This is a genomic window from Nocardia sp. NPDC051463, from assembly GCF_040681975.1.
GTDB lineage: Bacteria > Actinomycetota > Actinomycetes > Mycobacteriales > Mycobacteriaceae > Nocardia.
This window is the reverse complement of the sequence record NZ_JBFBAB010000001.1, coordinates 680,779-706,224: the sequence shown is the minus strand read 5'-3', so window position 1 is coordinate 706,224 and position 25,446 is coordinate 680,779. Positions and strand designations below refer to the sequence as shown.

Annotated in this window: 24 protein-coding genes; 8 read left to right on the top strand and 16 right to left on the bottom strand. The window is 65.4% G+C overall.

The genetic code is table 11. The features are described from left to right. Positions 1-78 precede the first annotated feature (78 nt). The 8 genes from AB0M74_RS03125 to AB0M74_RS03090 form a co-directional block, all read right to left on the bottom strand. Complete coding sequence (locus AB0M74_RS03125) at positions 79-1,401, bottom strand: pyridoxal-phosphate dependent enzyme (RefSeq protein ID WP_364901025.1); 1,323 nt, start codon at positions 1,399-1,401, stop codon at positions 79-81. Continuing rightward, entirely contained in the window at positions 1,401-2,990 is a 1,590-nt protein-coding gene (locus tag AB0M74_RS03120; protein ID WP_364901022.1) for a decarboxylase, read from the bottom strand. Before AB0M74_RS03120 ends, AB0M74_RS03125 begins: the two co-directional genes overlap by 1 nt. Then, the gene (locus AB0M74_RS03115; RefSeq protein WP_364901019.1) at positions 2,987-4,273 is read right to left on the bottom strand and encodes a heavy-metal-associated domain-containing protein; all 1,287 of its coding nucleotides are present in this window, start codon (positions 4,271-4,273) and stop codon (positions 2,987-2,989) included. Before AB0M74_RS03115 ends, AB0M74_RS03120 begins: the two co-directional genes overlap by 4 nt. Beyond that, complete coding sequence (locus AB0M74_RS03110; protein ID WP_364901017.1) at positions 4,270-5,571, bottom strand: aminotransferase class V-fold PLP-dependent enzyme; 1,302 nt, start codon at positions 5,569-5,571, stop codon at positions 4,270-4,272. Before AB0M74_RS03110 ends, AB0M74_RS03115 begins: the two co-directional genes overlap by 4 nt. A gap of 115 nt (positions 5,572-5,686) precedes the next feature. Then, positions 5,687-6,121, bottom strand: a complete 435-nt coding sequence (locus AB0M74_RS03105; protein ID WP_364901014.1) for a CBS domain-containing protein — start codon at positions 6,119-6,121, stop codon at positions 5,687-5,689. 111 nt (positions 6,122-6,232) lie between these two features. After that, positions 6,233-7,492, bottom strand: coding sequence for a helix-turn-helix domain-containing protein (locus tag AB0M74_RS03100; protein ID WP_364901011.1), 1,260 nt, complete (start codon positions 7,490-7,492; stop codon positions 6,233-6,235). A gap of 267 nt (positions 7,493-7,759) precedes the next feature. Then, on the bottom strand, positions 7,760-7,996 hold the full coding sequence (locus AB0M74_RS03095; protein ID WP_364901008.1) for a hypothetical protein: 237 nt from the start codon (positions 7,994-7,996) through the stop codon (positions 7,760-7,762). Positions 7,997-8,193: 197 nt separating this feature from the next. Next, complete coding sequence (locus AB0M74_RS03090; protein ID WP_364901005.1) at positions 8,194-8,991, bottom strand: SAM-dependent methyltransferase; 798 nt, start codon at positions 8,989-8,991, stop codon at positions 8,194-8,196. Positions 8,992-9,316: 325 nt separating this feature from the next. Between AB0M74_RS03090 and AB0M74_RS03085 the strand changes: the two genes are divergently transcribed. Next, a complete protein-coding gene (locus AB0M74_RS03085; RefSeq protein WP_364901002.1) occupies positions 9,317-9,538 on the top strand; it encodes a DUF397 domain-containing protein in 222 nt (73 codons plus the stop codon). Positions 9,539-9,626: 88 nt separating this feature from the next. Beyond that, positions 9,627-10,514 carry a helix-turn-helix transcriptional regulator gene (locus tag AB0M74_RS03080; protein WP_364900999.1) on the top strand — a complete coding sequence of 296 codons (888 nt, stop codon included), beginning with the start codon at positions 9,627-9,629 and terminating at the stop codon, positions 10,512-10,514. A gap of 337 nt (positions 10,515-10,851) precedes the next feature. Here AB0M74_RS03080 and AB0M74_RS03075 read toward each other — a convergent pair whose 3' ends face one another. From AB0M74_RS03075 to AB0M74_RS03055, 5 genes are all read right to left on the bottom strand, one after another. Beyond that, a complete protein-coding gene (locus AB0M74_RS03075; protein WP_364900996.1) occupies positions 10,852-11,079 on the bottom strand; it encodes a hypothetical protein in 228 nt (75 codons plus the stop codon). Positions 11,080-11,387: 308 nt separating this feature from the next. After that, positions 11,388-11,690: a putative quinol monooxygenase gene (locus AB0M74_RS03070; protein WP_364900993.1), complete on the bottom strand. Its 303-nt coding sequence runs from the start codon at positions 11,688-11,690 to the stop codon at positions 11,388-11,390. A gap of 32 nt (positions 11,691-11,722) precedes the next feature. Next, the gene (locus AB0M74_RS03065) at positions 11,723-12,418 is read right to left on the bottom strand and encodes an SDR family oxidoreductase (RefSeq protein WP_364900990.1); all 696 of its coding nucleotides are present in this window, start codon (positions 12,416-12,418) and stop codon (positions 11,723-11,725) included. A gap of 46 nt (positions 12,419-12,464) precedes the next feature. Next, positions 12,465-13,040 carry a DUF2599 domain-containing protein gene (locus tag AB0M74_RS03060; protein WP_364900988.1) on the bottom strand — a complete coding sequence of 192 codons (576 nt, stop codon included), beginning with the start codon at positions 13,038-13,040 and terminating at the stop codon, positions 12,465-12,467. Between the two features lie 127 nt (positions 13,041-13,167). Then, positions 13,168-13,476 carry a hypothetical protein gene (locus AB0M74_RS03055; protein WP_364900986.1) on the bottom strand — a complete coding sequence of 103 codons (309 nt, stop codon included), beginning with the start codon at positions 13,474-13,476 and terminating at the stop codon, positions 13,168-13,170. Positions 13,477-13,752: 276 nt separating this feature from the next. Between AB0M74_RS03055 and AB0M74_RS03050 the strand changes: the two genes are divergently transcribed. From AB0M74_RS03050 to AB0M74_RS03035, 4 genes are all read left to right on the top strand, one after another. Beyond that, positions 13,753-14,928, top strand: a complete 1,176-nt coding sequence (locus AB0M74_RS03050; RefSeq protein WP_364900983.1) for a lipase family protein — start codon at positions 13,753-13,755, stop codon at positions 14,926-14,928. Positions 14,929-15,159: 231 nt separating this feature from the next. Continuing rightward, complete coding sequence (locus tag AB0M74_RS03045; protein ID WP_364900980.1) at positions 15,160-16,590, top strand: lipase family protein; 1,431 nt, start codon at positions 15,160-15,162, stop codon at positions 16,588-16,590. A gap of 194 nt (positions 16,591-16,784) precedes the next feature. Further along, positions 16,785-17,867 carry a fused (3R)-hydroxyacyl-ACP dehydratase subunits HadA/HadB gene (locus tag AB0M74_RS03040; RefSeq protein WP_364900978.1) on the top strand — a complete coding sequence of 361 codons (1,083 nt, stop codon included), beginning with the start codon at positions 16,785-16,787 and terminating at the stop codon, positions 17,865-17,867. Positions 17,868-18,121: 254 nt separating this feature from the next. Continuing rightward, entirely contained in the window at positions 18,122-19,072 is a 951-nt protein-coding gene (locus tag AB0M74_RS03035; RefSeq protein ID WP_364900975.1) for a helix-turn-helix transcriptional regulator, read from the top strand. A gap of 11 nt (positions 19,073-19,083) precedes the next feature. Here the strand turns inward: AB0M74_RS03035 and AB0M74_RS03030 are convergent, their stop codons facing one another. Next, positions 19,084-21,153, bottom strand: coding sequence for an AMP-binding protein (locus AB0M74_RS03030; RefSeq protein ID WP_364900972.1), 2,070 nt, complete (start codon positions 21,151-21,153; stop codon positions 19,084-19,086). A gap of 430 nt (positions 21,154-21,583) precedes the next feature. Further along, entirely contained in the window at positions 21,584-21,754 is a 171-nt protein-coding gene (locus AB0M74_RS03025; RefSeq protein ID WP_364900969.1) for a hypothetical protein, read from the bottom strand. Positions 21,755-22,170: 416 nt separating this feature from the next. Here AB0M74_RS03025 and AB0M74_RS03020 point away from each other — a divergent pair, with 416 nt between their 5' ends. Then, on the top strand, positions 22,171-22,818 hold the full coding sequence (locus tag AB0M74_RS03020) for a TetR/AcrR family transcriptional regulator (RefSeq protein WP_364900967.1): 648 nt from the start codon (positions 22,171-22,173) through the stop codon (positions 22,816-22,818). 68 nt (positions 22,819-22,886) lie between these two features. After that, positions 22,887-23,423 carry a hypothetical protein gene (locus AB0M74_RS03015; RefSeq protein WP_364900964.1) on the top strand — a complete coding sequence of 179 codons (537 nt, stop codon included), beginning with the start codon at positions 22,887-22,889 and terminating at the stop codon, positions 23,421-23,423. A gap of 227 nt (positions 23,424-23,650) precedes the next feature. Here AB0M74_RS03015 and AB0M74_RS03010 read toward each other — a convergent pair whose 3' ends face one another. Further along, positions 23,651-25,201, bottom strand: a complete 1,551-nt coding sequence (locus AB0M74_RS03010) for an acyl-CoA carboxylase subunit beta (RefSeq protein ID WP_364900961.1) — start codon at positions 25,199-25,201, stop codon at positions 23,651-23,653. Positions 25,202-25,446: the final 245 nt, after the last annotated feature.

The window sequence follows — 25,446 nt, the reverse complement described above, 5'->3', positions numbered from 1 at the left end:
GCGTCGAGACCGCCGCGTCTTTCGCGGCTGCCCAGGTGTCCGGAAAGTGGCCGGTGCGATCCGACAGTGCCCGCGGGCTCAGACTCCGCGTTCCATGGGTAGGCCGGCGTCGCGCCAGGCGACGATGCCGCCTGCCAGACTGCAGGCGTCGAAGCCGGCGGTGCGAGCGGTGGCGGCGAATCTTAGCGAGAGCTCGCCGACGGGGCACACGAAGACGACGGGGCGGGAGCGAGGGAAAGGGATACCGTGGGTGAACATGTCGTCGAGTTGGTCGTCACGAATGTTGATGGCGCCGGGGACGTGGCCGATGCGGTAGGCCATAGCCCCTCGGGTGTCGACGATGGTCGGTCGGGCGGTGCGATCGAGATCGGTGAGCTCGTCGGGGGACAGTGCCGGCGTCGCGGCCAAGTCGGTCGCGGTGGGCTGCGGTCTGCGTTCGGTGCGGTCGAAGAGATGCGGCCTGCGCTTCTTGATATAGGACAGGTACGGTTCCAGGCGATCGCAGACGATGAAAACGGCGACGACGGGCCCATTGCTGGTGGAAGCCGCTGCGGCGCGCAAGGTTTCGAGTGCCGCGGCATAACTGGCGCCACTGGTCGGGCCTGCGAGAATGCCGTAGCCGGTGGCCAGGCGCAGCGTCGCGTCGACGGCACTCAGGGCGTCGACGGTGACGATACGGTCGTAGAAGTCGGGTCGGAATAGACCGACGTCCCACATTTCGCTCTCCGAGCGGATGCCGGGGATGAAGTCGGTCCGGTCGGAGACCACCGCGATGGTGCGTAATTCGGGATTGTGTTTGCGCAGGTAGGTGGCGGTGCCGCGGGTGGATCCTGTGGTGCCGAGACCGCCGATGAGGTAGTCGACACGGGTGATGCCGTCGGCGGCGAGGTCCTCGTGGATTTCGCGGCCGGTCCCGTGGTGATGGGCCTCGATGTTCTTCTCGTTCGTGTACTGCGAGGCGTGGTAGTACGCCTCGGGATCCTTGGCCATCGTCGCCTCGATGACCGAATACACATCGTTCGGTGTCGTCGGGTCCGGGCACTCGGACAGTCCGGGCAGCTCGACGATGTCGGTGCCGAACAGCTGCAACAGCTCTCGCACCTCGGTGACTTTGATCCGGTTGGTGACTGCGCGCAGCCCGACGCCGTACACCGCGCCGAGTATCCGCAGTGCCTTGGCCGTATTGCCGCTGGACGCCTCGATGAGGGTCTGGCTGTTCGCCCGGATCTCGTCGAGATCGTCGCGAATCATGCCCCATGCCACCCGGTCCTTGACCGAGCCGAAAGGATTGTGCGACTCCAGCTTCGCGTACAGCTCGACGTTCTCGAGTCCATGCACGGCAGGATCGAGGCGCAGCAGCGGAGTGTTCCCGATGAGTTCGGTGATGTGGTCATAGCGCATTACGGCGCTCCATCGTTGTCGGCGTGAGAGGCGTGGCGCAGCACCGGCGGTCGGTGCGGACCGCGTTCGGCAGACCGGTCCGGAGGCAGTCCGACCGGCACGGGCGGTTCGTAATCGACGTCGCGGCACGCCTGGTAGCTGCCCGCGCGGTGGGTGACGGCTAGCTTCATCGGCACCGGATGCATCGAGGCTGTCGCCGCCGAAAGATCCATGTGATAGGCGCCGGTATTGGGGAAGATCACGAGGTCGCCCGGCTGCGGTCGGTGCGGTAGCCAGACCTTGTGAGCGGTGATGAGATCGCGTTCCAAGCACAGCCGACCGGCGAAATACACCGCCACCGGGCCGGATTCGGGCCTTGGATGCGGTGCCGTGTCGCCCGCAGTGTGCAGCGGGGTCACCGTAGCGTGGCCGACGTGCGCATCCGGGCTGTGGGCGTTACCGGACAGCACGATGGGGTCGACCATGACCTCTTGATCCGCCGGCGTCACCAGGTCACGGCTGATGTCGAGATTGACCACCACGGTGCCGTCGGCGAGTTCCTTGACGAACTCGACCTTCGCCACCGTCACGCCGGCATGATCGACCAGGGCCTTGCCGGGCTCCAGCCACAATTCGAGCATATTGTCTCCGGCGACCTGCGCCACGGTGCGCCCACCGTGGCGCTCCAGTGGCGCGGCGAGCAGGTCGGCGAGCATCGTGGTCGCGGGCACGGTATTGGCGTACTTGTGGAATACCGGAATACCGTGCACCGTACCGCCGTCGACGTGATAACCGAAAGTATTGTTCCCCCAGCTCATCTGCGCGCCACGGCCGAGCAGTGCCTCGCGTAGCGCGAGCACATAGCCGTCGAAGCGGTCCGCGTCGGCGGTGAAGACCTGACGGAAGCCGCCACCGATATTCAGCACAGACGGTGTCAGACCGTGGTCGTAGGCTCGCTCGACCAACCCCAGGCAGGCATCGATGGCTCTGATGCGTTCTGCCGGCTCACCCGAGTCGATATGAAAAGCGAAGCCGAGGAAAGTGATTCGGCTGCGACTGGTCGCCAATAGATCGAAGGCGCGCTCGACGTGCGCGAGCGGCACGCCGAACCGGCTCGACGATGCCGCGTCGAAACCGGAAACACGCAGCAGTACCGGCACTGTCGTACTGCTGCCCGCCAGTTCCGCAATTCGGCCCAGCTCCCACAGATTGTCCACATTGATGGTGACGCCGCAGTCGATCAGTTCCCGTAGGAATGCTTCGCCTTTGGGTCCGGTCACCTCGATGCGCGTCGCATCGAAACCCCCTGCGATCGCGCTGCCCAGCTCCTGCGGTGAGGCGACATCGATGGCAACGCCCGCATGCTCGGCTGTCCGGACGAACGCCCGCGACTGATTCACCTTGTGCGCGTAGCAGATTCGGTAGTGCGGCACCTGCAGGTCTAGGACGGCGCTGAATCGTGTGAGGTTCTCGGCGTAGACCTGCGGGAACACCAGGTGGACCGGGGAGCCGAAGCGGGTGACCGTCGCTTCGACGGCGCCGCGTGAGTCCAGGAAGGCGCGCACCAGCGGGTGGATCTTCGCTGGGAGCGCCGGGAGCGGCGCCGTCATACCGCGGTCTCCGACGGGGCGGTTGTCGAGGTATCGATCGCCGCGGGCTTGTCTGCCGCCGGGTTGTATCCGCCGTCGCGAATGGCCTCGAATGCGCGCGCCCGATTGCGCGGGCTACGGAATTCCGCGACGACCCGTTTGCTGATCAGATCGATGTCGAGGACCTTGATCCCCATCGACTCCAGCACCCCGGTGATCGTGCGAACACAGTGCTTGCAGTTCATGTCCGGCACATAGAACACCTGGTCTTCGGCGGTCGCCTCGCCGTCGGCGGTCAGCTCATCGAGCTCGGCGCTCACCTCGGTGATCTCGCAGCGCCCGGCGAGCCATCCGAAGACGGTCACGAACTGGTCCACTACCAGCGGCAACAGGGTGTAGTGGCCGCCGCCGAGGTGGTGTGGCATCGCGGCAAGGCAGGCGGGCCGGGTGTTGGACGGCGACAGTGCGTACTGACGGGAGATGAGGTCGAGATCGTCGTGGTACTTGGCGATCGCGTCTTCGACGCTCAACCCCTCCACCCTGGTGGCACGCCGCATGACGTTGTGCGCATCCTCGATGGTCGAGTCCTTCATCGCGCGCAGCATCGCCACGCTGTCCGCGGTGTAGCGCACGGTCCCGTCGGGCTGGGTGGCCAGGGTCACCGGAATCATTCCGCGCCGATAGGTCGAGGCTTGCAGCTCCCAGTACCAACGGGTCGCGACCGCAGCGAAGAGCCCGGAATCGCGCATTCCTTCCGCGAATTCGGTCGCGCTGCGATATGGCGTCTGCCGGGCGAGCAGCGCGTGCTGGGCCAAAGCCCGCCCGGTCGCTTCGATGCCCACGCGAAGGATGTCCATGGGCTCATGATCGGTGGTGGTGGCCGCCAGCACCGCGTGCTCGCGCGGGCCGAGTGCGCTGATGCGTTCGGCGAGAGCCGAATTCGCGGCCAACGCGTGCCAGAGCGTCAGCACCGTCTCGCGCATGGCGATCGGAACGAGCGGCCCGAGCCCGTCGGATCGGAAGTAGCCGGTATTGGGGATACCGTCGCTGTCGGTCCAGGCGATCCGATGTGTGGCGCTGGTGATCTGGGAGGGGCGGCACGGACGCATGAACCGCTCCAGGTACAGCCGCTGCGAAAAGGTGAGATGACTGTTCGGTTCGGGACGCAGTGCGGCACAGGTGTATTCGAACCTGCGGGCCGCGGGGACCGGGATGGGCGTTGTGAACAATCCGGGCTGCGCAAGTCCGGCCAGCACTCGGGAAGCGGCCCGCCGATCGTAGCGCGGGGAGCCGTCGATACTCATCGGACCTCCATGGCGATGGTCATGACACATTCCGTGAAGCGGTCTATCTCCTCGAGCGTGTTGTAGATGTGTGTGCTGACCCGAACCGAATCGTCGGCATCGTCGGCCGTGGCGCCCGGTGTGCAGTGGGTGCCGGTGCGCACGAGGAAACCCAGCTCGCTGAGCACGAATCCGAGGTCGGTGGCGGAGATTCCGGCGAGGGTGAACGACAGGATCCCATAGCCGATCCCACATGGCGCGTGCGCAGGCCCTGGCAGGAATTCCAGGCCGGGCACCTGGCGCAGATTTGCGATCAGGCGCAGCGTGAGCTGGCGATTGTGCTCGGCTATCGCTGCGATATCGAGAGACTCGAGGACTTCCAATGCACTGCCGAGTGCAAGGATGCCCGGGATGTTCTGGGTGCCGCCCTCCAGCAGGTCCGGCATGCCGGTCGGGACGAGCCCGGCGTCGGTGAGTTCGACTCCGGAATTGCCACCGGGGAGGAACGGCAGCAGCTGATCGTGGATTCGACGGTGGCAGTACAGAATTCCGGTCCCCGGTGCGCCGAACATCTTGTGCGCGGCGAACACCGCAAAGTCGGCGCCGAGTTCGGTCACGTCCACCGGCAGGTGCCCGCCGCTCTGGCTGCAGTCGAAACAGAGCACTACCGAGGGATCCAGCTTGCCGCGCAGTTCCTCCAGGGTGGTCAGTCCGCCGAAGACGTGATGCAGGTGACTGGTGGTGATCAACCGGGTGCGCGGGGTGAGCTTGGCCAGGATGTCGTCGGTGTCCGCCTCACCGAGTTCGGTCACCCGATAGGGGACCAACTCGATGTGGCGACCGAACCGGGCGAGCACTCGGCGCAGATGGTGCCATGGGTGGACATTGGAGGCATGATCGCTTGGGCTGTACAGAATTTCGTCGCCGTCCTCCAGCGCGCCGAGGCCCCACGATAGTGCGACGGCGTTGAGCGCGGCGGTCGCGCCGCCGGTGAAAACGACTTCGTCGGGGTGTTCGGCGGCGATGAACGCCGCGGTACGCGCCCGTATCCTGGTGATCTGCCCGGTCAGACTGGTTGCCCACGGGTAGGTACCGCGACCGGCGTTGGCGGTGCGCGAACTGTGGTACCGGTGGATGGCGTCGATGACCGGCAGCGGCTTCTGTGTAGTTGCGGCGCTGTCGAGGTAGATCGCGGTGGATTCGGCGAGGGCGGGGAAGAGCCGGCGCGCGCTGGCGGACGGGGAGATCGGCGGCTCCAGCACCGGCGGCCGGGAGGCCGTAGGCCGGGTGAGGTGCGACCCGGACGCGGGTGAACGCAACGTGTCGCTCCCTTCCGAGAATCGCTGAACGACACCAACGATACGCACTCCGCGAACTGCGCTCGAAGGTTTCTCGCACACAACGTCTTTCACGCGCCATGGGCGCGGCGATCGTTCAGTATCTGCCCTGAAGGTATTCGACGAGATGTTCGCGTTCGTTGGCGAGTTCGGAGATCGCGCTCTTGACTACGTCGCCGATGCTGACGATGCCGATCAGCTTCCCGTCGTGCACGACGGGAAGATGCCTGATCCGGTGCTCGGTCATGGTGCTGCGCAGTCCGTCGACCAGGTCGTCCGGTGCGCAGGTGCGCACATCGGCGGTCATGATCTCCGATACCTGGGTGTCCAGCAGGTCCGCGCCGCGTGCGTGCAGGCTCCGGACCACATCGCGTTCGGAGACGATGCCAGCGATACGGCTGCCGTCCGGCGATACCACCACCGCTCCGATGTTGTATTCGGCCAGCGCGGCGAGCAGGTTGCGCACCGTCGTATCGGGCGGCACGGTGGCCACCTCGGTGCCTTTTCTACGCAAGATCTCCGCAATTCGCATATTTCCACCATCCATATGTCGCGGCAGTTCTAAGGATCTCTCGTTCGCGACCGCGTGACCAGCACAAATCCGCATCAGGTCGCGACAAGGTCTCGAGCTGGGCTTGTGAGCCTACAGACGACGCCCGTGGCTGCGGTCGAGATCGCGGGCCAACAGCGCGATCGCTGCCTGGGAGATACCCGCCGAGGTGGCCAGGTCGATGGTGGTGAGCTGGGCGATGCGGCGCAGGCGATAGTCGACGGTGTTCGGGTGGACATACAGCTGCTTCGCGGTCAACTGGCGGTTCATGTCGTTGCCGAGATAGGCGCGCATCGTGTCGAACAATTCGGGGTGCGCATCCAGCGGATCGAGAATGGTGGCGATCCGCCGGGTCGCGGGGCCGCCGCGGGTGAGCTGGTACTCCACGGCCAGGTCGGCCATCTGGTACAGGCCGGGTGCACGTCCGGCCACCCGGACCAGGTTGAGTAGCTCGTGCGCCTGCTCGGCGGCCTCCGGGATCTGCTCGGTGTCGCCCATGACCGGCGTCGCGGTGAGCGGCACCGCCGCGGCCTCGGTGAGCAATGCGAGTACTTCGTCGGTGAGGATCACCGCGCCCTCATCGACCGGGACCAGCAGTGTGCCGCCCTTGGTGCTGAGCAACGCCAGGACGCGGGAGTCGAAAACGGTGGCCAACGCCGACTGCAATCGGCGTAGCTTGCGGCGTGCTGCGACCTGCGCGTCGACCCGAAGGTCGCGCTCGTCCGGATGTTCCGGAATCGACAGGGCCACTACCTGATACGACTCGGCAATGGGGATACCTGCCTGTCGTGCCAGTGCGGAGCTGCTGCGTCCGCTGAGCAGTGCCGAGGCCAATGTCTGTGCCGCGGTTTGATGTTCGCGCGCGACGAGGTGCTGCTCGTCGACATAGGCGTCCGACACCGCGGCGGTGATCGCTTCGAGCAGCTCGAGCATCAGATCGGTGGCGACGAGCAGCTCGTCGACATCATCGGCCTTGGCCCGCGCGGTCACGAGACCGAACGCGATCCGGAGTCCCTCGTGGTAGGCGCGCAAGATGGTGCCGAGCGGCACCGCTTCGCGTGCCCATTGCGCCGTGGCCTCGCGGACCTCGTCGAGCTGCTCGTCGCCGGGTGCCGCGCGCTTGTCGAACATTTCGGCGGCGAGCGCCAGACAGCTGCGGGTCAGTTTGGTGACGTCACCGCGCAGTTGCTCGCCGGGCAGCGTGCGGCAGGGGGCCATGCAGGTGGCGAAGTAGCCCACCATGCGCGAGGCCACCCGATCGGTGTTCTGCAACGGAACCGACGCCGGTTGCCCGCCGATTTCCAACGCCGTGTCAGGCGTGTTGATGGACAGATCCAGCGTCGAAAAGGTCATACGCGTCGCTCCAGTACCACATCGGGCGTAATCGAACTGAGCCCGAATCGTATGCATCACTATACGAAATTGTGATGAATGTGGGTAGGGATCCGTGAGATCCGTTGTCGGGCACCGCGTGTGTCCGGGGCGAAATCCCGTCGCACTGCGATGCCGGAAAGTATCGGCGTCGTGGCGGAGGTGTTCGAGTGATCGTCGCGTGGAATTAGCGCCGATAAAATAAGAGCGGCCGGTCTGTTTTTTATTGCGCGCCAACCGATGCGGTGACTATTCGTCGTCGAGTCCGGCGGATAGGTAGGCGGCCGCGGCGAGCCACTGCCTGCACTGTGGTCCATGAACGTCGTGAAGGTGCAGGATTTCGCGGGCCAGTCGGTAGGTGAGGGCGCGCGGCTCGGTGGCGCAATCCGGTGGTGTGAAGTCGGGAACTGCACGTGGCCGCAACAATTCGATCCCGGTGGCGCCGGCAATCGCGACCCGGTGGGGAGTCCGGAATGGCTGACTCATCGACCGCCCCTCACATATGAGATGAGGAGGCTGATCGCGCCGGCGCGAACTCCCTGCGTGCCTCCCGGATTGTGGCTCCGAGTTTAGGCGGTTGTCGCTTACAGATGCAAGTACATTTGCACGAACGACGAATGAAAACACCGGCGGTCCTTGGCACATGGCCCAGGACCGCCGGTGTCGAACTGTTGTCGTGCCGACTATGGCTTGCGGGCGACTGCGCCGTACGCGGAGATGGGCCGAATATCGCCGACCTCGGTGTCGCCTGCCCGCCACTCCGTGATGGAGACGAAACCTGGCTCGACCAACTCGAGACCTTCGAAGACAGCCTGGATTTCGGCCTTCGGCCGCGGCGTGTAGGGATCGCCGCCGGTGCCGGTGTAGTTCTCGCATAACGTGACGTAGGCCGGGCTGTCGTCGGTGCCGTCCCACATGACGAGGTAACTGCCCGATGGCACGGCGTCGAGCACCGTGTGCACGATCCGCAGTAGTTCGTCATAAGTCTTGGCGTGGCCGAGCACGCCCATGAACATGACGCCGATCGGCTCGTTGAAGTTCAGCACGTTCTTCGCGTCGGAGACGATCTGCTCCGGGTTGTGGAAGTCGGAGTCGACGTAGGTCGTCACGCCCTCGTCCGAGGTGCTGGTCAGCAGTGCCCTGGCGTGTGTCAGCACCAGCGGATCATTATCGACGTAAACGATTTTCGCTTCGGGGATGACGCTCTGTGCGACCTCGTGGGTGTTCTGCATGGTCGGCAGGCCGGTGCCGATGTCCAAGAACTGGCGGATCCCCTGCTCGCCGGCGAGGTAGCGCACGGCACGGATCAGGAACTGCCTGGACTGTACGGCCATGGTGGTGATGTCGGGGTCGACTTCGACGCCGGCGTCACCGGCTATCTGATCGATTTCGTAGTAGTCCTTGCCGCCCATCCAGTAGTTCCAGATTCGCGCCGAATGGGGAATGTCGGTGCGGATCAATGGGCTGTGGTCGTCGGGCATGAGTGGGGGCTCCTCAGCAAAGCAGGTGCGGCACGCGGGGCGAGCTGGCGCGGCGGGTGTCGCTAATGACTGGTACATCCGATGTGCACTGTGACAGTACAAGATTCGGGCCAAGGAGACGGTCGGGATCGGCGAGCTGAGCACGGTATTTCGCAGGTCGGATCGGGCGCTCGTGCCGAGCGGACCGCGGGGTCCGAAATAGTAGGCACGGGGGGTGAACATCGTGCTATCGTCCCCGTTGTCAGTGCAGATGCAAGAACGTTTGAGAGTGCATCTGCAAGAACTGACTCGAGTTGATCCACTGGCGTAACCGAGGAGTGGGGAAATGTCGGATACATCTACGAACAAGATCGATGGCAGCTGGCGCAAGAGCTCGTTCAGCAACCCGAGCGGGAACTGCGTCGAAGTGGCAGAGGCGACCAATAACCTGGTGGCCGTTCGGAACTCGAGGGACCCGGAGGGCGGAGTCCTCTTCTACACCCGTCCAGAGATCGATGCATTCGTTCGCGGCGCGAAGGCCGGCGAGTTCGACGATCTGACTAGCTGAGCGGTAACATTGGCGGTCGGTGCGGTGTGTTTCGAACTGGGGTGTTTGTGACACACTGTCGTCAAACCCGAGTATCGGAGATGACTTCATGATCGCAGAACCCGATGACGACGGTCGTGTGCAATCGGTTGTCGCTGAACGTGGTCCGACTGTGCTTCGGATCGCACTGGGCGGCCAATTGCGCAAACTCCGGGAGAAGGCCAGTATCACCCGGGAGGCCGCGGGCGACGCCATCCGTGGTTCGCACGCCAAGATCAGCCGGCTCGAGCTGGGCCGCACCGGCTTCAAAGAACGCGACATCCGAGATTTGCTGACCCTCTATGGCGTCGACGACCCCGTGGAGCGGGAGCGATTCCTGGACCTGGCCAGACAGGCGAACGAACCGGGCTGGTGGCATCGCTACAACGATCTGCTGCCGTCCTGGTTCGGCACCTACCTGGGTTTGGAGCAGGCGGCCAACAAGATTCGCACCTACGAGGCGAATTTGATTCCTGGACTGTTGCAGACTCCCGAATATGCCAGGGCCGTCGTCTCCCTCGGTTATGAGGACGCCGACATGGATCGGCGGGTCGCAGTGCGTCAGCGCAGGAAAGAGATCTTGTTCCGGCAGGATCCCCCCGTCGTGTGGGCGGTGATCGATGAGGCCGCGCTGCACCGGCCGGTCGGCGGCGCGCGCGTCCAGCGTGACCAGATGGAACATCTCATCAAGCTCTCGGAACTACCCAACGTCACGATACAGGTATTGCCATACGCGGCAGGGGAGCACGCGGCGGCAGGCAGCTCGTTCAGCATTCTGCGCTTCGCCGAGCCCGAGCTACCCGATATCGTCTACCTCGAGCACCTCACCAGTGCGCTGTACCTGGATCGTCGGCAAGATCTGGCGCTGTACCTGTCGGTCATGGACCGACTGAGTGTGCAGTCCGAGCGTCCAGAGAAGTCGGTGGAGATTCTCCGGGAGTACGCCCAAGGGGAGTGAGGTCCGGCGGTTCGCCGTCGGACCCGGGTGTCATTCGATCGCGCCCGTTTTGTGTGCGGTCATACCGGCTGGTGCCCGATCGGGGGAGTCGCTGGTTGAGCGATCTGGCTTCGCAGATCGATAAAGTGGTGTCGGCGCGCTCGTGGAGCACAGATGTCTGCGGGATCAGTGGGGCGCAGCGTCCGCTCGGTATGGGATAAGCGCGTGCGTTCGGGGTGTCGCACACCTCGAGACGCGGCGGGCGCATGATGGGCGCACAACACCGCAAGCGCAGGGGGGCGCTCGGTATCGCACAGTGGCACAACAGTATTCGGTGCCTGCGCGAGCGCGCGCTACCTCACTGCTTGATAAAAGTGGAGGCGATGCGCCAGAACGCGTCCGGCTGCAAAACCTCGAGATCCCAGTCGTCGGCCATCGCATGTGCGGTGGTGACGATCCGGTCGATGTCGAAATCGTGGCGGGTGGCCGCGCCGGTGGATTCGACGGCGTGGATCACGAACGCGACGGCAGTCTCCCGCGTGAGTGCGGCAGGCCGCTGGCCCGATCGTGACGACGGTGTGCTCATATTTGTACCGTTCGCTGGCTGGTCGGCCAGTGCGGCCTCGGCTATTCCGAGCCGGCCGCCGTGAAGTGGTTGGTCCATTAGAACGCCCCTGACGTCTGGCGGCAGCAAACCCACGGCGACATTGGCCCTTGGCTCGCTCACGCGGCCTCCCCTGGTTGTCCCCTATATAGCGTTGCGGGACTGAGTTTAGGTCGGTGTGCCTTTCAGATGCAAGTACATCTGCACGATCGATTGCGTATGCGCAGAGGCGATTTCGTGTCTGCTAACCGCCCGCGAACGCGTGGCGCAAGCGCGTTTCGTCGGGCGGCTCAGTTGGCGTTGACGAGGACATCGGTGCTGTAGTGAACCTGGGTGCCCGGCTCGATATATCGGTCTGCAGCGCTGCGCCACGCAATGAAATGCTCGGTGAATCGATGTGCTTCGGCCGCCTCGTCGTCGACATATACCTGGTACAGGAAGAACCGGTGCGGATCGACGCGGTCGGCACAGACATCGAACCGGAGGCAACCCGGCTCATCACGCACCGATGCGGCGGCGCTGCGGCCGACGGCGGCCAGAAATTCGGAGCGCGAGCCGGGCCGGATCTTCATGGACACGATGCGGCTGAACACAGTGACAGACTCCAATCGGGGACGTGCACACGTCAATCGGTCGGGGTGGTACCGCCCTCGGCGACCGACTGGTTATCTAAATTTTTGATCGCGGAGGCCACCGGAATGGCGCCTGAGATCAGTTCGAGTGTCGCTCCCGCGGTCTGCGGGGCGTGCAGAATTCCCGCCAGGACTGTGGCGACATCGGCGCGCGGGATGGTGCCCCGCGGCAGCGGCCGCGGACCGAGAGTCACGAGGCCGGTGGCGGGAACGTCGAGGAGGCGGCCTGGGCGCAGGATCGTCCAGTCCAGTTCGCGGGCACGCAGGTCGTCTTCGGCCTGGGTTTTGGCATCGATGTAGGCCGCCCAGATCTCATCGCTGCCCGCCGCGGGCGGCGCTGCGGCACCCATTGTGGAGATCTGGACGAAACGCCGCACGCCGGCCTGCTCGGCGGCGGTGGCGAGCAGGACCGAACCGCCCTTGTCGACGGTGTACTTGCGCTCTGCACTGCTGCCCGGGCCCGCGCCCGCGGCGAATACGACCGCGTCGTAGCCGTGTATGGCTGCGGCAACGTCGCCGAGCGCGGCATGTTCGAGGTCGATCACCACGGCGCGCGCGCCGGTGGCGGCGATGTCGGCTGCCTGCTCCGGAGTGCGGATCAAGCAGCCGACCTTGTCGCCGCGTTCGGTCAGCAATTCGGCGAGCAGCAGTGCGATCTTTCCGTGTCCGCCTGCGATGACGACGCGCATGGGGTGGTCCTCTCCGGTCGGTGGCGCGCGATATTCGGCGCGGTGATCAGCGTTCGGGTCCGCCCGGGTTGCAACCGGCTTGGACGATGGCCTGATAGTCGAGCGCTGGACGCCACGGTTCGAGATTCCAACTCGGTTTGTTCGGTGCCATCATGCGGGCCCAATTCCAGTGGCACACGAACTGGTCGCGCATGCCGGGTGTATCGGCCGCCGCGGACTGCGCGAGCACTTCCTGCCAGGCGCGGTCCTCGGAGCCGGGAAACGTGGTGTGCCGTCCGGCCGGTGTCGGGAAGACGAGCAGCCGCGGGCCATCGATGCCTGCTGCCCACTCGATGTGGTCGATCAGTGCTTGATCAGCATAGGGATCGATGGTGGGAGTCGCGGCGGATGACGTCGAGATCGCTGTCGCGCTGGCGGCGATGGTGGTCGTCACGGCGGGTGGGTCGACCGTCGTGGCTGCCGGCGACACCGGCCGATCGGTTGTGCAACCGCTGATCGCGAGCAGCAGGGTGGTGCCGAGCAGAAGTGCCGCGCCGGACTGCATCGACGGGCGCGGTCGGCGGCTGTCCGAATAGGACGGAATCGTGTTCACTGGGTCACTGTCGTTCCTGCGCATGGCCATCGCCACCGAGGGTAGCCAAGGCTCGCCGGTGCGGCATCTGCCGGCGCGCACCTGTGATCGTGGTGGGCGATTCCGATGGAAGGTCAGACCGGGCGCGGTGAGAGCGAGGTCAGGGTGCCGCCGATTCTCAGTGCCACAGTGAACGGCACGGCAGCGGCCGAAGTTCGGGTCGCACCTTGTTGTCCACGGTGACCACCAGACCGGCCTGCGCCGCGGCGGAGGTGAACTCCCCGGCCTCGGCGTGGGTGGCCGCGTATTCGAGGATCAGAGCGTGGTCGGGTGTCGGTCCATCGAAGTAGACGGTGATCCGACGGGTGGGTGGCTCTTGGGCGTACTCCCGCTCGGTCAGTTTTCGCGCAGTGCCGTCCATGCCACTGTCTCCTTCCGCCACCAGCGCGGCAACAACGCTGGTAATGAGACGGTAGGTCCCCACCATTGTGGGGAATATGGTGAGCCTGGCTGTTGGACATCTCACAGGGTGGATGCCGGGCTATAGGGCCTGCTCACCAGGGCAGATGCACTATCGTCACAGACCGATCACGCGAAACTTGTGAGTTGTCAAAATGTTTCGCTCCAAATATGTAACTGTGGTCCGTTGTTGTAAACGATGGTCACAACGCTGGACCCATCTGGAGGATCGTCGATGAGGCAGGCCCTACGTTCTATGAGCAAGTTGAGATCCGGCAGGGGGGTGGTGCGCACAGTCGGTGCGATGGCCGCCGGTCTTCTGATGGTGGTTGCGGTGGCGGGGACCGGTCACAGCGCACCGATCTACCCGGCGGCGGATCCGGATCCGTTTTATGCGATCCCCGCGAATCTGGCGGACATGAAGCCCGGCGACGTCATCGCCACCCGCACGATGCCGCCACTGCCGATCTTCCCGGACACCACCGTGACGGTGGTGCGGTTCCGGTCGACCAACTCCCAGAGCAAGCCGATCGCGGCGACCACCACGGTGCTGACGCCGCGCGGGCACAAGAAAGACGGCCCGCTGCTGTCCTATCAGCACATTATCAACGGTCTCGGCGCAGAATGCTCGGTCTCACGGGTGCTCTACACCGACGATCCGAATCTGATCGTGCGTGAGGCGCCGGCGTGGAATGTTTTGCTGCAGCAGGGTTGGACGGTCGCGCTGCCCGATCACCTCGGGCCCCAGTTCGCCTATGGCGCGGCGAAATTGGGTGGTCAGATCACCCTGGACGGTGTCCGCGCCGTCAAGCAGGTATCCGAGCTCCAGGTGGAGAAGAGCCAGGTGGGCATGGTCGGCTACTCCGGCGGTGGCATGGCCACGGCATGGGCGGCCGCACTGGCGCCACGGTATGCGCCCGAACTCGACATCGTCGGCGCGGCCATGGGCGGGGTGCCCATGAACCTGGTGAAGATGCTGGAGGCGCTCGGCCTCGGTTCGCATCCGGCGTTCGGGCTTGCGTTGGCCGCCGGGCTCGGTCTGGAGCGCGAGTACCCCGACCGGTTTCCGCTCAGTGACCAGCTGAACGACCGTGGGCTCGCCGCCCGCGCGGCCATGGCCAACAGCTGCACCAATGACATCCTGGCCGCGGGTGCCGGACATGGCGCGATGGACTTCGCGAAAACGACGTCGATGATCGAGGACGGCGACGCCCGCGCGGTGGTGGAGGAGAACAGCCTCGAACTCTACGACGGCGTGCCGAAAGCGCCGGTCTTCGAATGGCACTCGCCGATCGATGGGCTCATCCCGGTCGACGCGATCACCAACACCGACCGTCGCTGGTGTGCGGCGGGGGCGCGGGTGGAGGCACAAGTGACGCCGGTGCCCGATCATCTGACTGCGGCGGTGCTCGGCATCCCGGCGGCGCTGAGCTGGCTGAACGCGCGTTTTCAGGGGGAGCCTGCACCCAGCAACTGCTGAGGACCCCGCTGGATACCAACGGGCCGAAGGCGATTCCACCGAATCGCCTTCGGCCCGGTTGTTGCGATATGGCGACATGACACACACAACTCGGGCACAGCGGAATCTCGGACCATGCACGGCGGGTTAGCCTGACTTCTCGAGCCCCGGTGCGACAGGGGGCATTTCGGGGTCGAGAGTCCCGTCCTCTCCAGCACCAGGGCAACCGACGTCGCACGCAGAGGGTGTGTCATGAGATGTTTGCGTGCCTTGGTCTTCGCTCTGTTGCTGGTGGGCCCGCCGGCCATCGGGCCCGCGGCCGCTGAGCCTTCGCCCGAACCGACCGCACCGCCTGCGCTATCAGATCTTTCGAGGCTGCCCGAGCTGTCGATTCCGCAGAACGGCTCACTCCTGCCCGGCTTGCAGGAATGGATCGACCGGGTGGTGCCCCCGCCTCCGGTCCCGGTCGCGCTGTCGCCCCAACCTGACCCGATGCCGTCGGCCACAGGTCTGACGCCCGCGCTCGCCGCGCTGCGGCGCGCCGTGCTGCCTGCACCGGTCGGTGATCCCCTTTTCGACGCGTGGCCTGCGAACCTGGAGGATTTCGGCGAGGGCCAGTTGCTCGAGGTCAGGGACATCACCCCCACCGCAGGGCCGCTCATCGTCGTCCCCATCAAGCAGGTGTTGTTGCTGAAGTTCCGCACCACCGACGCGCACGGGCTGCCGTCGTATGCGACGGCGACGCTGGTTGTGCCGACCACCGCGTGGGCGGGACTTGGCGGCAGGCCTGTGGTGGTCGACAACCTGCCCATCGATGCCCTCGGGCGTGACTGCACGCCCGGCTACAGCCTCGCGCACGGATTCTCGACGAAGACCAGCTTCACCGATTTCATTCCACCGACAACACAATTAGCAGTGCTGCGCGGGTACGCCGTGCTCATTCCTGACCATGAGGGCCCCTGGATGGCCTACGCGGAGCCGTATGTCGCGGGTCATGCCGTGCTCGACGCGATTCGCGCGGTGCGCGAGCTGCGGCCGGAGGAATTCGGGGACAGCAAGTTCGCGATGACCGGATATTCCGGCGGCGCGATCGCCACCCACGGCGCGGTCAAGCTGATCGACAGCTATGCGCCGGAATTGGCCGAGGTGATCGTCGGAGCCGCGCTGGGTGGGGTGCCCGCCGATTTCGAGATCCTCGCGCGCAGCATGAACGGCAATCTCGCCTCGGGGGTGTTCATGGCCGCAATCTTCGCCATCGGCAGGGAACGTCCGGAGATACTGGCGCGAATGAACAACCTGGCGCAGTGGGTGACGACCTCGCCGGTGAAAGACCTGTGCGGCAACGGCTTCGGGATCGCCGGTGTGCTCATGCTGCCGATCGATGTGGCCGCGAACTTCGCCGACCCGCTGCACTCCGAGCTTGCCGCGGAGATCTATCGGGTGACCAGAATGGAAGACATGAAGTCGGCGACGCCGCTCTATATCTACAACGGTGAGCAGGAATTCTGGATTCCGGCCGAGGGAGCTCGCAATCTCTATCACGAGCAGTGCGACCTCGGTGTTCCATCGGTCTATCGCAGTGTGCTCGGTGAGCATGTCATCGCCGCGGGCCTCGGCTATCCGGAGGCGATGCTCTGGCTGGATCAGCGGCTACAGGGCGTGCCTGCGCCCGACGAATGCTGAGATTCGGTCGGGTCTGCCCCGCCTACTCGTTGCGATTGCCGTGGAATCGGCGATTAATGACACGTGATGGTGATGCATGTTATCCGTTGTTGTGGTGCCCAGACTTTCCGTCGAGCGCCGCGAGCGCTGACTGCCGTGCCGGTACGCCGACTCGGCCCGGGTGTGGTGCAAGTCCGGATCGGCGGAGGAGGCCGATGAACAACACTGCAGTTGTGGGGCCGGATCAGGCGTCGTACCAGGCCCAGGCCCTGGTCGGCCGCCATTATCGAATGACCGACTACTACGAGGTCGGGCGGGAGAAGATCCGCGAATTCGCCCGCGCTGTGCAGGACTGTCACCCAGCGCACTCGCAGGAATCGGCGGCGTGGGAGTTGGGTTACGACGGGCTGATCGCACCGCTCACGTTTCCGTCGATCGTCTGGCTGCTGATGCAGCGCAAGATGTTCGAATCGGTGATCACCGGATACGACATCAGCCAGGTCCTGCAGACCGAACAGACCATCCGTATGCATCGGCCGCTTGTCGCGGGTGACCAGTTGCGCTGCGATTCGTTCATCGAGTCGTTTCGGCAGTTCGGCGACAACGACTTCATGGTGACCAAGAATGTCCTGACCAACCAGCACAAGGAGCTGTTGCAGACCGCGTGCACCACGGTCGTGGCACGGACGGGCACCGAGGTCGCGCCCGACCTCGCGACGGCGGTCGACGGCGTCATCATGACCGGCCAGGCGCTTGCCGATCGACTCGGCACGGCGCAGCGGCGCACCTTCCCGACAGCAGATCCGGGACTTGTCGAATGCTTCGACGACCTGCGCGGAGAACCGGCCGATGGGGCGCAGGCGCGGGAGCGGTGCAGTGTCCCCACTTTCGATCAGCTGCGGGTCGGTGTGGAACTGCCCGCCCGCGTCGTGTCACTGACCCGTGGCGATCTGGTGAATTACGCGGGGGTATCGGGTGATTCGAATCCGATCCATTTCAGCGACCCGGTAGCTCGCGCCGCGGGCCTACCCAATGTGGTGTCGCACGGACTGCTGACCATGGGCCTCGGCGCGGGGTATCTCACCGAATGGCTGGGCGATCCGGCCGCGGTCACCGAATACGGTGTGCGGTTCGCCGGGTTCGCGCCGGTCGCGCAGGCCGAGCACAGCCGGATCGAGTTCCGTGGTCGGATCAAGTCGCTCGATCCCGATCGCCGTGCGGCGATCGTCGCCCTCACCGCGACTTCCGGCGGCAGGAAGCTGTTCGGGCGCGCGACGGCAGAGGTGCTGCTGCGCTGATCCGCGACAGTAGGTGACGAGATCGGGCAGCGTTTCGTCCGACACGCCGATCAAGAGGCAATCATCCTGGAATTGTGCGATGCCGGGTACGACCGGAGATGTGCGTGGGATCCTCACGATGGAATCGCGTGGTGACCGGCGCGTGGCCGGTGCGTTCGAGGTGCCTCGGATGCATGTGCATGGGCACGAATATCTGTGTGATTGAGGCACTTTGGCCGTAGAAAGTCACGGTCGTGACATGGCAGACTCGGAGCATGCCTGCTTCGGAGCTACGAGAAGGGGATGGCGCCCCGTTTGCCGGAAGAGTGGCTGCCGACGGCGGACCCACGGTGCTGCGCATGATTCTCGGCGGCCGCATGCGCCGGCTGCGTGAAGCGTGCGGGATCAGCCGTGAGGACGCGGGCGAGGCCATCCGCGGATCACATTCGAAGATCAGCCGACTAGAGCTGGGCCGGGTCGGCTTCCGGCAGCGCGATCTCGTCGATCTGCTCGCCTTCTACGGAGTCACCGATCCCGAGGAATTGGCGGAATTCATCGAGCTGGCGCAGCAGGCCAGCGCATCGGGCTGGTGGCACCGGGACACCGACTGGTTGCCCAAATGGTTCGACACCTATCTCGGCCTGGAACAGGCGGCACGGCTGATTCGGTGCTATGAGCCGCGGGCGGTGCCCGAACTGTTGCAGACCGCCGACTACGCCCGCGCCCTGCTGACGCTCGCACATCCGGACGAGCGGGACGACGCGATCGAACGACGGGTGGCGTTGCGCATGCGTCGACAAGAGATTCTGGCGCGCCGTGACCCGCCGCAGTTCTGGGTGACAGTCGACGAGGCGGCCTTGCGGCGCCCGATCGGCGGTTCGACGGTGTGGCGTGGGCAGTTGGATCACCTGGTCCAGCTCGCCGCGCAGCCGCATATCAGCGTCCAGGTGCTCGCCGATCATGTCGGCGGACCTGCGATCGCGGACGGTGCGTTCACCATGCTGCGGTTCGCGGAGCCCGACCTGCCCGACATCGTCTACCTCCAGCAGTTGACCAGCGCCCTGTACCTGGATAAACGAGCCGATCTCGATGCCTATCTCCGGGTGGTGAACGTGCTGTCGGTGCACGCCGCGCCGCCCGAATACACCATCGGCCTGCTCGAAGCGCTGCGCGAGCGGATGCCACGTACTGTTGATCGGCCGTCGGACACCGGCGATCAGCAGTAACCGCAGTGCGCCTACGTCGCCTCGTTCGCGTCCGGTGCGCCCAGCAGCCGTTTGAGGATCTTCCCGGTCTCGCCGCGGGGCAGGTCGTTGAGAAAGGTGACATCGCGCGGCACCGAGAAGCGGCTGAGCCGGTGTCGAATGTAGCTGCGCACCATGTCCGAATCCAGGCCCGCGCCTTCCCTTTTCACCACGAAGGCGGCCAGCCGCTGGCCGTATTCGTGATCCGGAACGCCGACCACCGCCACCTCGCTGACCTGAGGGAGATGGGAAAGCGCCTCCTCGACCGGCCGTGGGAAGACGTTCTCGCCGCCGGAAATGATCATCTCGTCGTCGCGGCCCGCGATGAACAGCCGCCCCGTGGCATCGAGGTAGCCGAGATCGCCGGTGTCGAGCATGCCGTCGGCCTCGCTGGGAGGTGCGGCATTGACGTAGCCGTCGAACAACATGTGATTGCCGACGAAGATGTGCCCGGTAGCGCCGACCGGTAGCGGTTTCCGGTCGGGCCCGAGGACGCCGATCTTGGTGCCGAGCGGTGGTCGGCCCGCGGTGGTCGGCGCGGTCCGCAGATCGTCCGGGTCGGCGATGGTTGCCCAGGAGACCTCTGTCGAGCCGTAGACGTTGTAGAGGATGTCGCCGAAGGTGTCCATGAAATTCAGCACCGTCGCCGCCGTGAGCGGCGCTCCGCAACTGGCAACGACCCGCAGGCTGGAGGTGTCGTAGCGAGCGCGCACGGGTGCGGGCAACTCGAGGATGCGATGCACCATGATCGGCACGGCGATCAACGTCGTCACGCGATGCTCGGCGATCAGGCGCAGGCACTCCTCGGCGTCGAAATGTTCCGGCAGCACCACCGTTGCGCGCAGTGGCGTGCTCATCTGCAGTGCCGCGATGCCCCAGGTGTGGAAGAGCGGGGCCGGGATGAGCATGGTGTCGTTCATTCGGAACGGAATCCGGGACAGCAGGGCGGCGATGGTACCGAAGCCCTTCGGGTGTGGGCGGCGCGCGCCCTTCGGTGTGCCGGAGGTGCCCGAAGTGAGTACGACCAGTTTTCCCGGTTGCGTCGGCTTACGAAAGTCCTTGTGGCCTTGTGCTATCAGATCATCGATCGTGGTTCCGTTCGGCGTCGGCGGGGTGCCGTCGGTGGTGTAGCGGGGGATGTCGGCGTGTAGATACTGGACGAGCGGATCGAATTCGGCGTCCACGAACAACGCAGACAGCTTGTCGCGCTGCACGATCTCCTCGATCCGCCGAGCGGGCAGCCCGGTGTTCAGCAGCACGGCATCGATACCGAGCTTGCCTGCGGCGACCATGGTTTCGACCATTCCCGCGTGATTGCGCGCCAGCAGCCCGACCGCGTCTCCCGCGGTCAGTCCGACTGCCGCCATCGCGGCGGCCAAGGCCTGGGTGCGTTCGTGCATCTCGGCGAAGGTGCGCTTCCCGCGGCAGTCGATGACCGCCGCACGGTGCGGGGACTGCACGGCCGCGGCGGCGTAGCCACCGGCCAGGTTGAATCCCCATTCGGCCAGCCGGCGCAGCTGCCGCCACGCCGTGTCCGGTCGATAGGTGCGACCTACCCCCGAGGTCATGATCTGTTTCGCGACACCGACTCTGAGCCGCATGGGTGAGTTCTCGCCGTTGATGATCACCGACGTCGGCGCGGCGCGGACGAGGTCGGCGAGCAATCGCAGGCCGGCGTTCGTCCAATCGACGATCGCGGCATTGGTCAGCTCGGCCAGATGCGGATGCACTCGGCCCGGCGCGAAATAGGTGACACAGATCCTGGTCTGCCCGTGCTCGTCACGCAGCCGCACCGAGGCGAAGCTGCCGAGCATCGGGAAACGGAGTTCGAAGCTCTCCAGTTCCTGACCCACGATCAATTGCATGGTGTGGGAACGGATGCCGGCCTCGGCCGAACCGACCCGCACCAGCAGTACTGGATGGCCTGCGACGGTCTCCAACGGCTCGCAGGCGCCGACGCCTTCGAATATTCGTGGATAGGTTTGCGGATCCAGCAACAGATCCCACACCGCTGTGCGGGCGATCGCGAATTCGGCGACTACATCGATGACATCGGTAATCAACTACGTGCAATTCTGGCGGGCGGTGCCGGACACTTGCGGGTCCGGCACCGCGGTCTCACATCGGGAACAGGTTGTGCTTGCGAGGGTGTGGTTCGGCTCCGGCTTCCTCTCCCTGAGCAGCCGCAGCGCGTGCCGAATGTCCAGTTGGGTGCGGGCGGGTTCGATGACGGCGTCGATACAGCCGCGTTCGGCGGCGATCCATGAGGTGTGGCGACGGTTGCGTTGTAGTTATTGATCATGAAGTCTCGCACGGCGGACCGCTGGTCGGCGGGGACTTGGGCCATTTTGCGCTTGCCGACGATGCCGACCGCACCCATCGCCGCGTTCCGCGCGGTGGGCACCGCCAGGCCGGTGTCCGCACCGAGCTGCTTTGCGCCGAACATCTCACCGACGGACCCGCCGAACACGGTCTGATCATGAGCGACAACCACTACCGGCCGACCAGCGATCCGCCGGTGCCCGCGACCACCCCGTCGCCATACGCGGCCTCTTTCGAAGACTGCCGGACCGACGCCCCGACCTCCACGAAGCTGTCCACATCCGCCAACGCTCGAACGCGTTCCCACCTGCTGAGAATGCCGTTCTGCGCCCGCCTCGCCATCCCCAGCCGGCTCCGCTGCAATCGCCGGGACGCCGCGCGGGTGCTCCAGCTTGTCGCTCGTGCCGGCCATGCCGGATGCCGCCTTTCGACCTTGTCATCCCTGGAGACGGTATCCGTGGCGGAATCTGCGACCGAGTGATGCTCCAGGCTTCCTGGGCAGCTCACAGTTCCGCCCGAGGGGAGTTGGACGATGTTACGACAAGCAATCGGCAGGTGTGGCAGTCGTCAGCCCGCTCCGGGGCCTGTCCTGTTCGGCAACCCGCGTTCATCACGACTGGCGGGAGGGCCGCCGGGATGGTCGTCGGCTCGGTGGGCAAACGTCGGGCCCGGCCAACGGCCGGGGACGGGAACTGGATCTCTGCGACAGCTGAGCCAACTATTGTCCCTATGGGACAATTAGCTGCTAAACTGTGCATATGGCTGGCGACGATGGTGTCGACCTGGATGGCCGGAGGCTGCGCACGAGGCGCAGTCGGGCGGCTCTGTCGGCTGCTGCCTTCGATTTGCTCACCGAGCGGGGGCTCGACTCGGTGGCGGTGGAGGACATCGCGGTGCGCGCCGGTGTGACGAGGCGGACGTTCAGTCGGCACTTCTCGTCGATCGAAGAGGCAGTGCTCGCCGATCTCGACCAGGATGTGCACCTGTTCAACGACGCGTTGTGCGCCAGGCCGCTCGATGAGCCGCCGCTGGCGGCTTATCGCAATGCCATTCATGACTGGTTGGATGCCGAATACAGTGGCCCGCGTGCGGAACTGCTTGTGCGCCGCTGGGAGCTGTTCCAGCGCTTCGACGACGAGCCCGCACTGTTCGCGGGCTATCAGCGCATCCGTCTTGCGGGGCAACAGGAATCGGTGCGCATCATCGCCGCGCGCATGGGTACAGATCCGATATCCGATCTACGTCCGGCCGCGGCCGTCGCGGTGGGCTCCGGAATGCTCATCGCGGCGTTGCAGGCTTGGGCCTTCGGCACGGATCCCAGTAGCCTGCCCGAGCTCATCGAAGGGTTCTTCGCCACTCTCGCCGGGCTGACCAGCGATATCCACCACGAGGAGGCACCGTCATGACCGCACGGCCGGTGCGAGCGAATGCAGTCCGTCGGACTTGCCGGCGCGTCGGGTTGGATCGTAATCCGATGCGCAGATGGGAAGATCGCCTCCAATCGGTGGCGGGCGCGCTATTGCTGCTGTTGTTCATCATCGTCGTTCCGGTGGCGGTCATGACTATCGGCGGCCGGGTCTACGAGACCGAAACCCGTGTCGCGCAAGCGGAGGCGGCGCAGCTGCACCAGGTCGATGCGACAGTCGTCGAGGTCGGCAAGACGCCGCTGTATGCGCCGATGACGCCCGCGAAGGTGACCTGGCGCGATCCTGACGGCACCACTCACACCAGCGACTATCAGGCGACCGGAATAGTGAAAACCGGTGGCACCGTCAAGGTTTGGCTCGACAGTGCGGGAAGGGTCACCCATCCGCCCTCGGAAACCCGGGCGCTGAGCAAGGCCGTCCTCATCACCACCGGCGCAGTGTTGGCGGTGCTCGTCTGCTGCGGTAGCTGCTATGCCCTACTGCGACGCGCACTCGACCGCAGGCGCTCGCGACTCTGGGAGACCGAATGGGCCACAGTGGGCCTCACCTGGGGCAACCACGGCACCCGCCCGGACCAGAGCTAGCGCCGAAATTCGAACAGGGTGCGGTGTGCCCGCCGACCAAGGGTAGGGACAAGGTCGGCGGGCACACCGCGTGCCGGGCCGCTGCGCGGCGAACGCGGGCCTGACACATCGATAACGTTAGGCACTCGAACAGACTGTCGCACGGCGGAAATCAAACATCGGCACATGCTACGACTGCCGCCGGTATGCGTTGTGACACAACACAACCGACGGTTTCGCACGGTGAACTAGACCGGGAAGAGGCTGTGCTTGCGATTCTCGGGTTCGAGCGTGGATTCCTTGTCGCGCAGCAGCCGCAGCGCCTGGCGGATTTCCAGGCGGGTGCGCGACGGTTCGATGACAGCGTCGATGTACCCGCGTTCCGCGGCGATCCACGGGGTCGCGACAGTCTCGTTGTACTGGTTGATCATGTAGTCCCGCACAGCCGCTCGCTGATCGGCGGGCACCTGGGCCAGTTGCCGTTTGCCGACGATGGTGACCATGCTCTCCGCGCCCATCACCGCAATCCGTGCGGTCGGCCACGCCAGGCTGATGTCCGCGCCCAGCTGTTTACAGCCCATCACCGCATAGCCGCCGCCGTAGGCCTTGCGCACCACGACCGTCACGATCGGCACGGTGGACTCGAGGACGGCGCGGAAGAAGCGCCCGCCGCGCTTGATGACGCCGTTGCGCTCCTCCTCGACACCCGGCAGCACACCGGGGGTGTCCACGACGAACACCAACGGGAGCCGGAAGGCATTGCACAGGCGAATGAAATGGGTCGCCTTGTCCGAGCATTTGGCGTCGATGGCGCCGCCGAGCGCCATCGGCTGGTTGGCGATGACGCCGATACTGCGCCCGTCCACCCGGGTGAAGCCGGTGATCAGGTTCTGTGCGGTGGCCGCGCCGATCTCGAGGAAATCGCCGTCATCGAACAGGCGCAGCAGGATGTCGTGCATGTCGTAGCCCGCGCGATCGGAGTCCGGGATGATGGAGTTGAGCTCGAGGTCGGAGGCGGTGATCTCCGGCTCCAGCCCCGGGTTCACGATCGGTCCCTGCTCCTTGACACTCGACGGCAGGTAACTGAGGTACTTCCTGGCCCAGTCGAAGGCGGCCTGTTCGGTCTCGGCGACATGATGGACGGTGCCGTTGCCTGCCTGTACCTGCGCGCCGCCCAGCTCCTCCATGGTCACGGCTTCGCCGGTGACGTCCTTGATGACCTCGGGTCCGGTGACGAACATGTAGGAGTTCTCGGTCGCGATCAGAATGTCGGTGTTGACCGGCGCGTAGACCGATCCCGCCGCGCACTTGCCGAGCATGATCGAGACCTGCGGAACGAAGCCCGACAAGGGTCCCTGGCGCCGGCTCATCAGGGCGTACCAGGCCAGCGAGGCCACCGCGTCCTGGATTCTGGCGCCGCCGGAGTCGTTGATCGCCACGACCGGGCAGGCATTGTTCAACGCGAAGTCGAGTGCGTTGGCCACCTTACGGCCGAACATTTCGCCGACCGAGCCGCCGAAGACGGTCTGGTCGTGCGCGATCACCACCACCGGCCTGCCGTCGATGCGGCCGTGGCCGGTCACCACGCCGTCGCCGTACATCGCGCCCGGTGTTCCCGGCTGGCGCACCAGGGCGCCCAGTTCGATGAAGCTGCCCGCGTCGAGCAGCATCCGGACTCGCTCGCGGGCGCTGGGTATCTCCTTGGCCTTGCGCTTCGCGATGCCGGCTTCGCCGGCCGGCTCCTGGGCGAGCTCCAGGATGCCCTGCAGCTGCTCCAGCTTCTCTCGCGTACCGCTCATGTGTGGTGATGCCCTTCGAATTCGCTCGCCGTCGCCGTTGCTCCGCCGACCTCGTCGTCCGGGGCGCGGCGCTCGATGGTATCGAGGATATGACCCAAAGCACACATCCTAGACGGTCCTCATGGGGCAGCTCACAGGTCACCGGACGGCCTGTGGCCGTCTGTCGCCCCACCCTCCGTCACGGAGGCGGCGCGGCCGCGCTTCAGGGCGATCTACCTGCTGGGGCGGCGGCGTGTTGTGGTTTG

Coding starts and splice junctions, on each gene's coding strand:
- AB0M74_RS03125 (WP_364901025.1), bottom strand. CDS start 1,401: ATGCGCTATGACCACATCACCGAACTCATCGGGAACACTCCGCTGCTG.
- AB0M74_RS03120 (WP_364901022.1), bottom strand. CDS start 2,990: ATGACGGCGCCGCTCCCGGCGCTCCCAGCGAAGATCCACCCGCTGGTG.
- AB0M74_RS03115 (WP_364901019.1), bottom strand. CDS start 4,273: ATGAGTATCGACGGCTCCCCGCGCTACGATCGGCGGGCCGCTTCCCGA.
- AB0M74_RS03105 (WP_364901014.1), bottom strand. CDS start 6,121: ATGCGAATTGCGGAGATCTTGCGTAGAAAAGGCACCGAGGTGGCCACC.
- AB0M74_RS03100 (WP_364901011.1), bottom strand. CDS start 7,492: ATGACCTTTTCGACGCTGGATCTGTCCATCAACACGCCTGACACGGCG.
- AB0M74_RS03095 (WP_364901008.1), bottom strand. CDS start 7,996: ATGAGTCAGCCATTCCGGACTCCCCACCGGGTCGCGATTGCCGGCGCC.
- AB0M74_RS03090 (WP_364901005.1), bottom strand. CDS start 8,991: ATGCCCGACGACCACAGCCCATTGATCCGCACCGACATTCCCCATTCG.
- AB0M74_RS03085 (WP_364901002.1), top strand. CDS start 9,317: ATGTCGGATACATCTACGAACAAGATCGATGGCAGCTGGCGCAAGAGC.
- AB0M74_RS03080 (WP_364900999.1), top strand. CDS start 9,627: ATGATCGCAGAACCCGATGACGACGGTCGTGTGCAATCGGTTGTCGCT.
- AB0M74_RS03075 (WP_364900996.1), bottom strand. CDS start 11,079: ATGAGCACACCGTCGTCACGATCGGGCCAGCGGCCTGCCGCACTCACG.
- AB0M74_RS03065 (WP_364900990.1), bottom strand. CDS start 12,418: ATGCGCGTCGTCATCGCAGGCGGACACGGAAAGATCGCACTGCTGCTC.
- AB0M74_RS03060 (WP_364900988.1), bottom strand. CDS start 13,040: ATGGCCATGCGCAGGAACGACAGTGACCCAGTGAACACGATTCCGTCC.
- AB0M74_RS03055 (WP_364900986.1), bottom strand. CDS start 13,476: ATGGTGGGGACCTACCGTCTCATTACCAGCGTTGTTGCCGCGCTGGTG.
- AB0M74_RS03050 (WP_364900983.1), top strand. CDS start 13,753: ATGGCCGCCGGTCTTCTGATGGTGGTTGCGGTGGCGGGGACCGGTCAC.
- AB0M74_RS03045 (WP_364900980.1), top strand. CDS start 15,160: ATGAGATGTTTGCGTGCCTTGGTCTTCGCTCTGTTGCTGGTGGGCCCG.
- AB0M74_RS03040 (WP_364900978.1), top strand. CDS start 16,785: ATGAACAACACTGCAGTTGTGGGGCCGGATCAGGCGTCGTACCAGGCC.
- AB0M74_RS03035 (WP_364900975.1), top strand. CDS start 18,122: ATGCCTGCTTCGGAGCTACGAGAAGGGGATGGCGCCCCGTTTGCCGGA.
- AB0M74_RS03025 (WP_364900969.1), bottom strand. CDS start 21,754: ATGGCGAGGCGGGCGCAGAACGGCATTCTCAGCAGGTGGGAACGCGTT.
- AB0M74_RS03020 (WP_364900967.1), top strand. CDS start 22,171: ATGGCTGGCGACGATGGTGTCGACCTGGATGGCCGGAGGCTGCGCACG.
- AB0M74_RS03015 (WP_364900964.1), top strand. CDS start 22,887: ATGCGCAGATGGGAAGATCGCCTCCAATCGGTGGCGGGCGCGCTATTG.
- AB0M74_RS03010 (WP_364900961.1), bottom strand. CDS start 25,201: ATGAGCGGTACGCGAGAGAAGCTGGAGCAGCTGCAGGGCATCCTGGAG.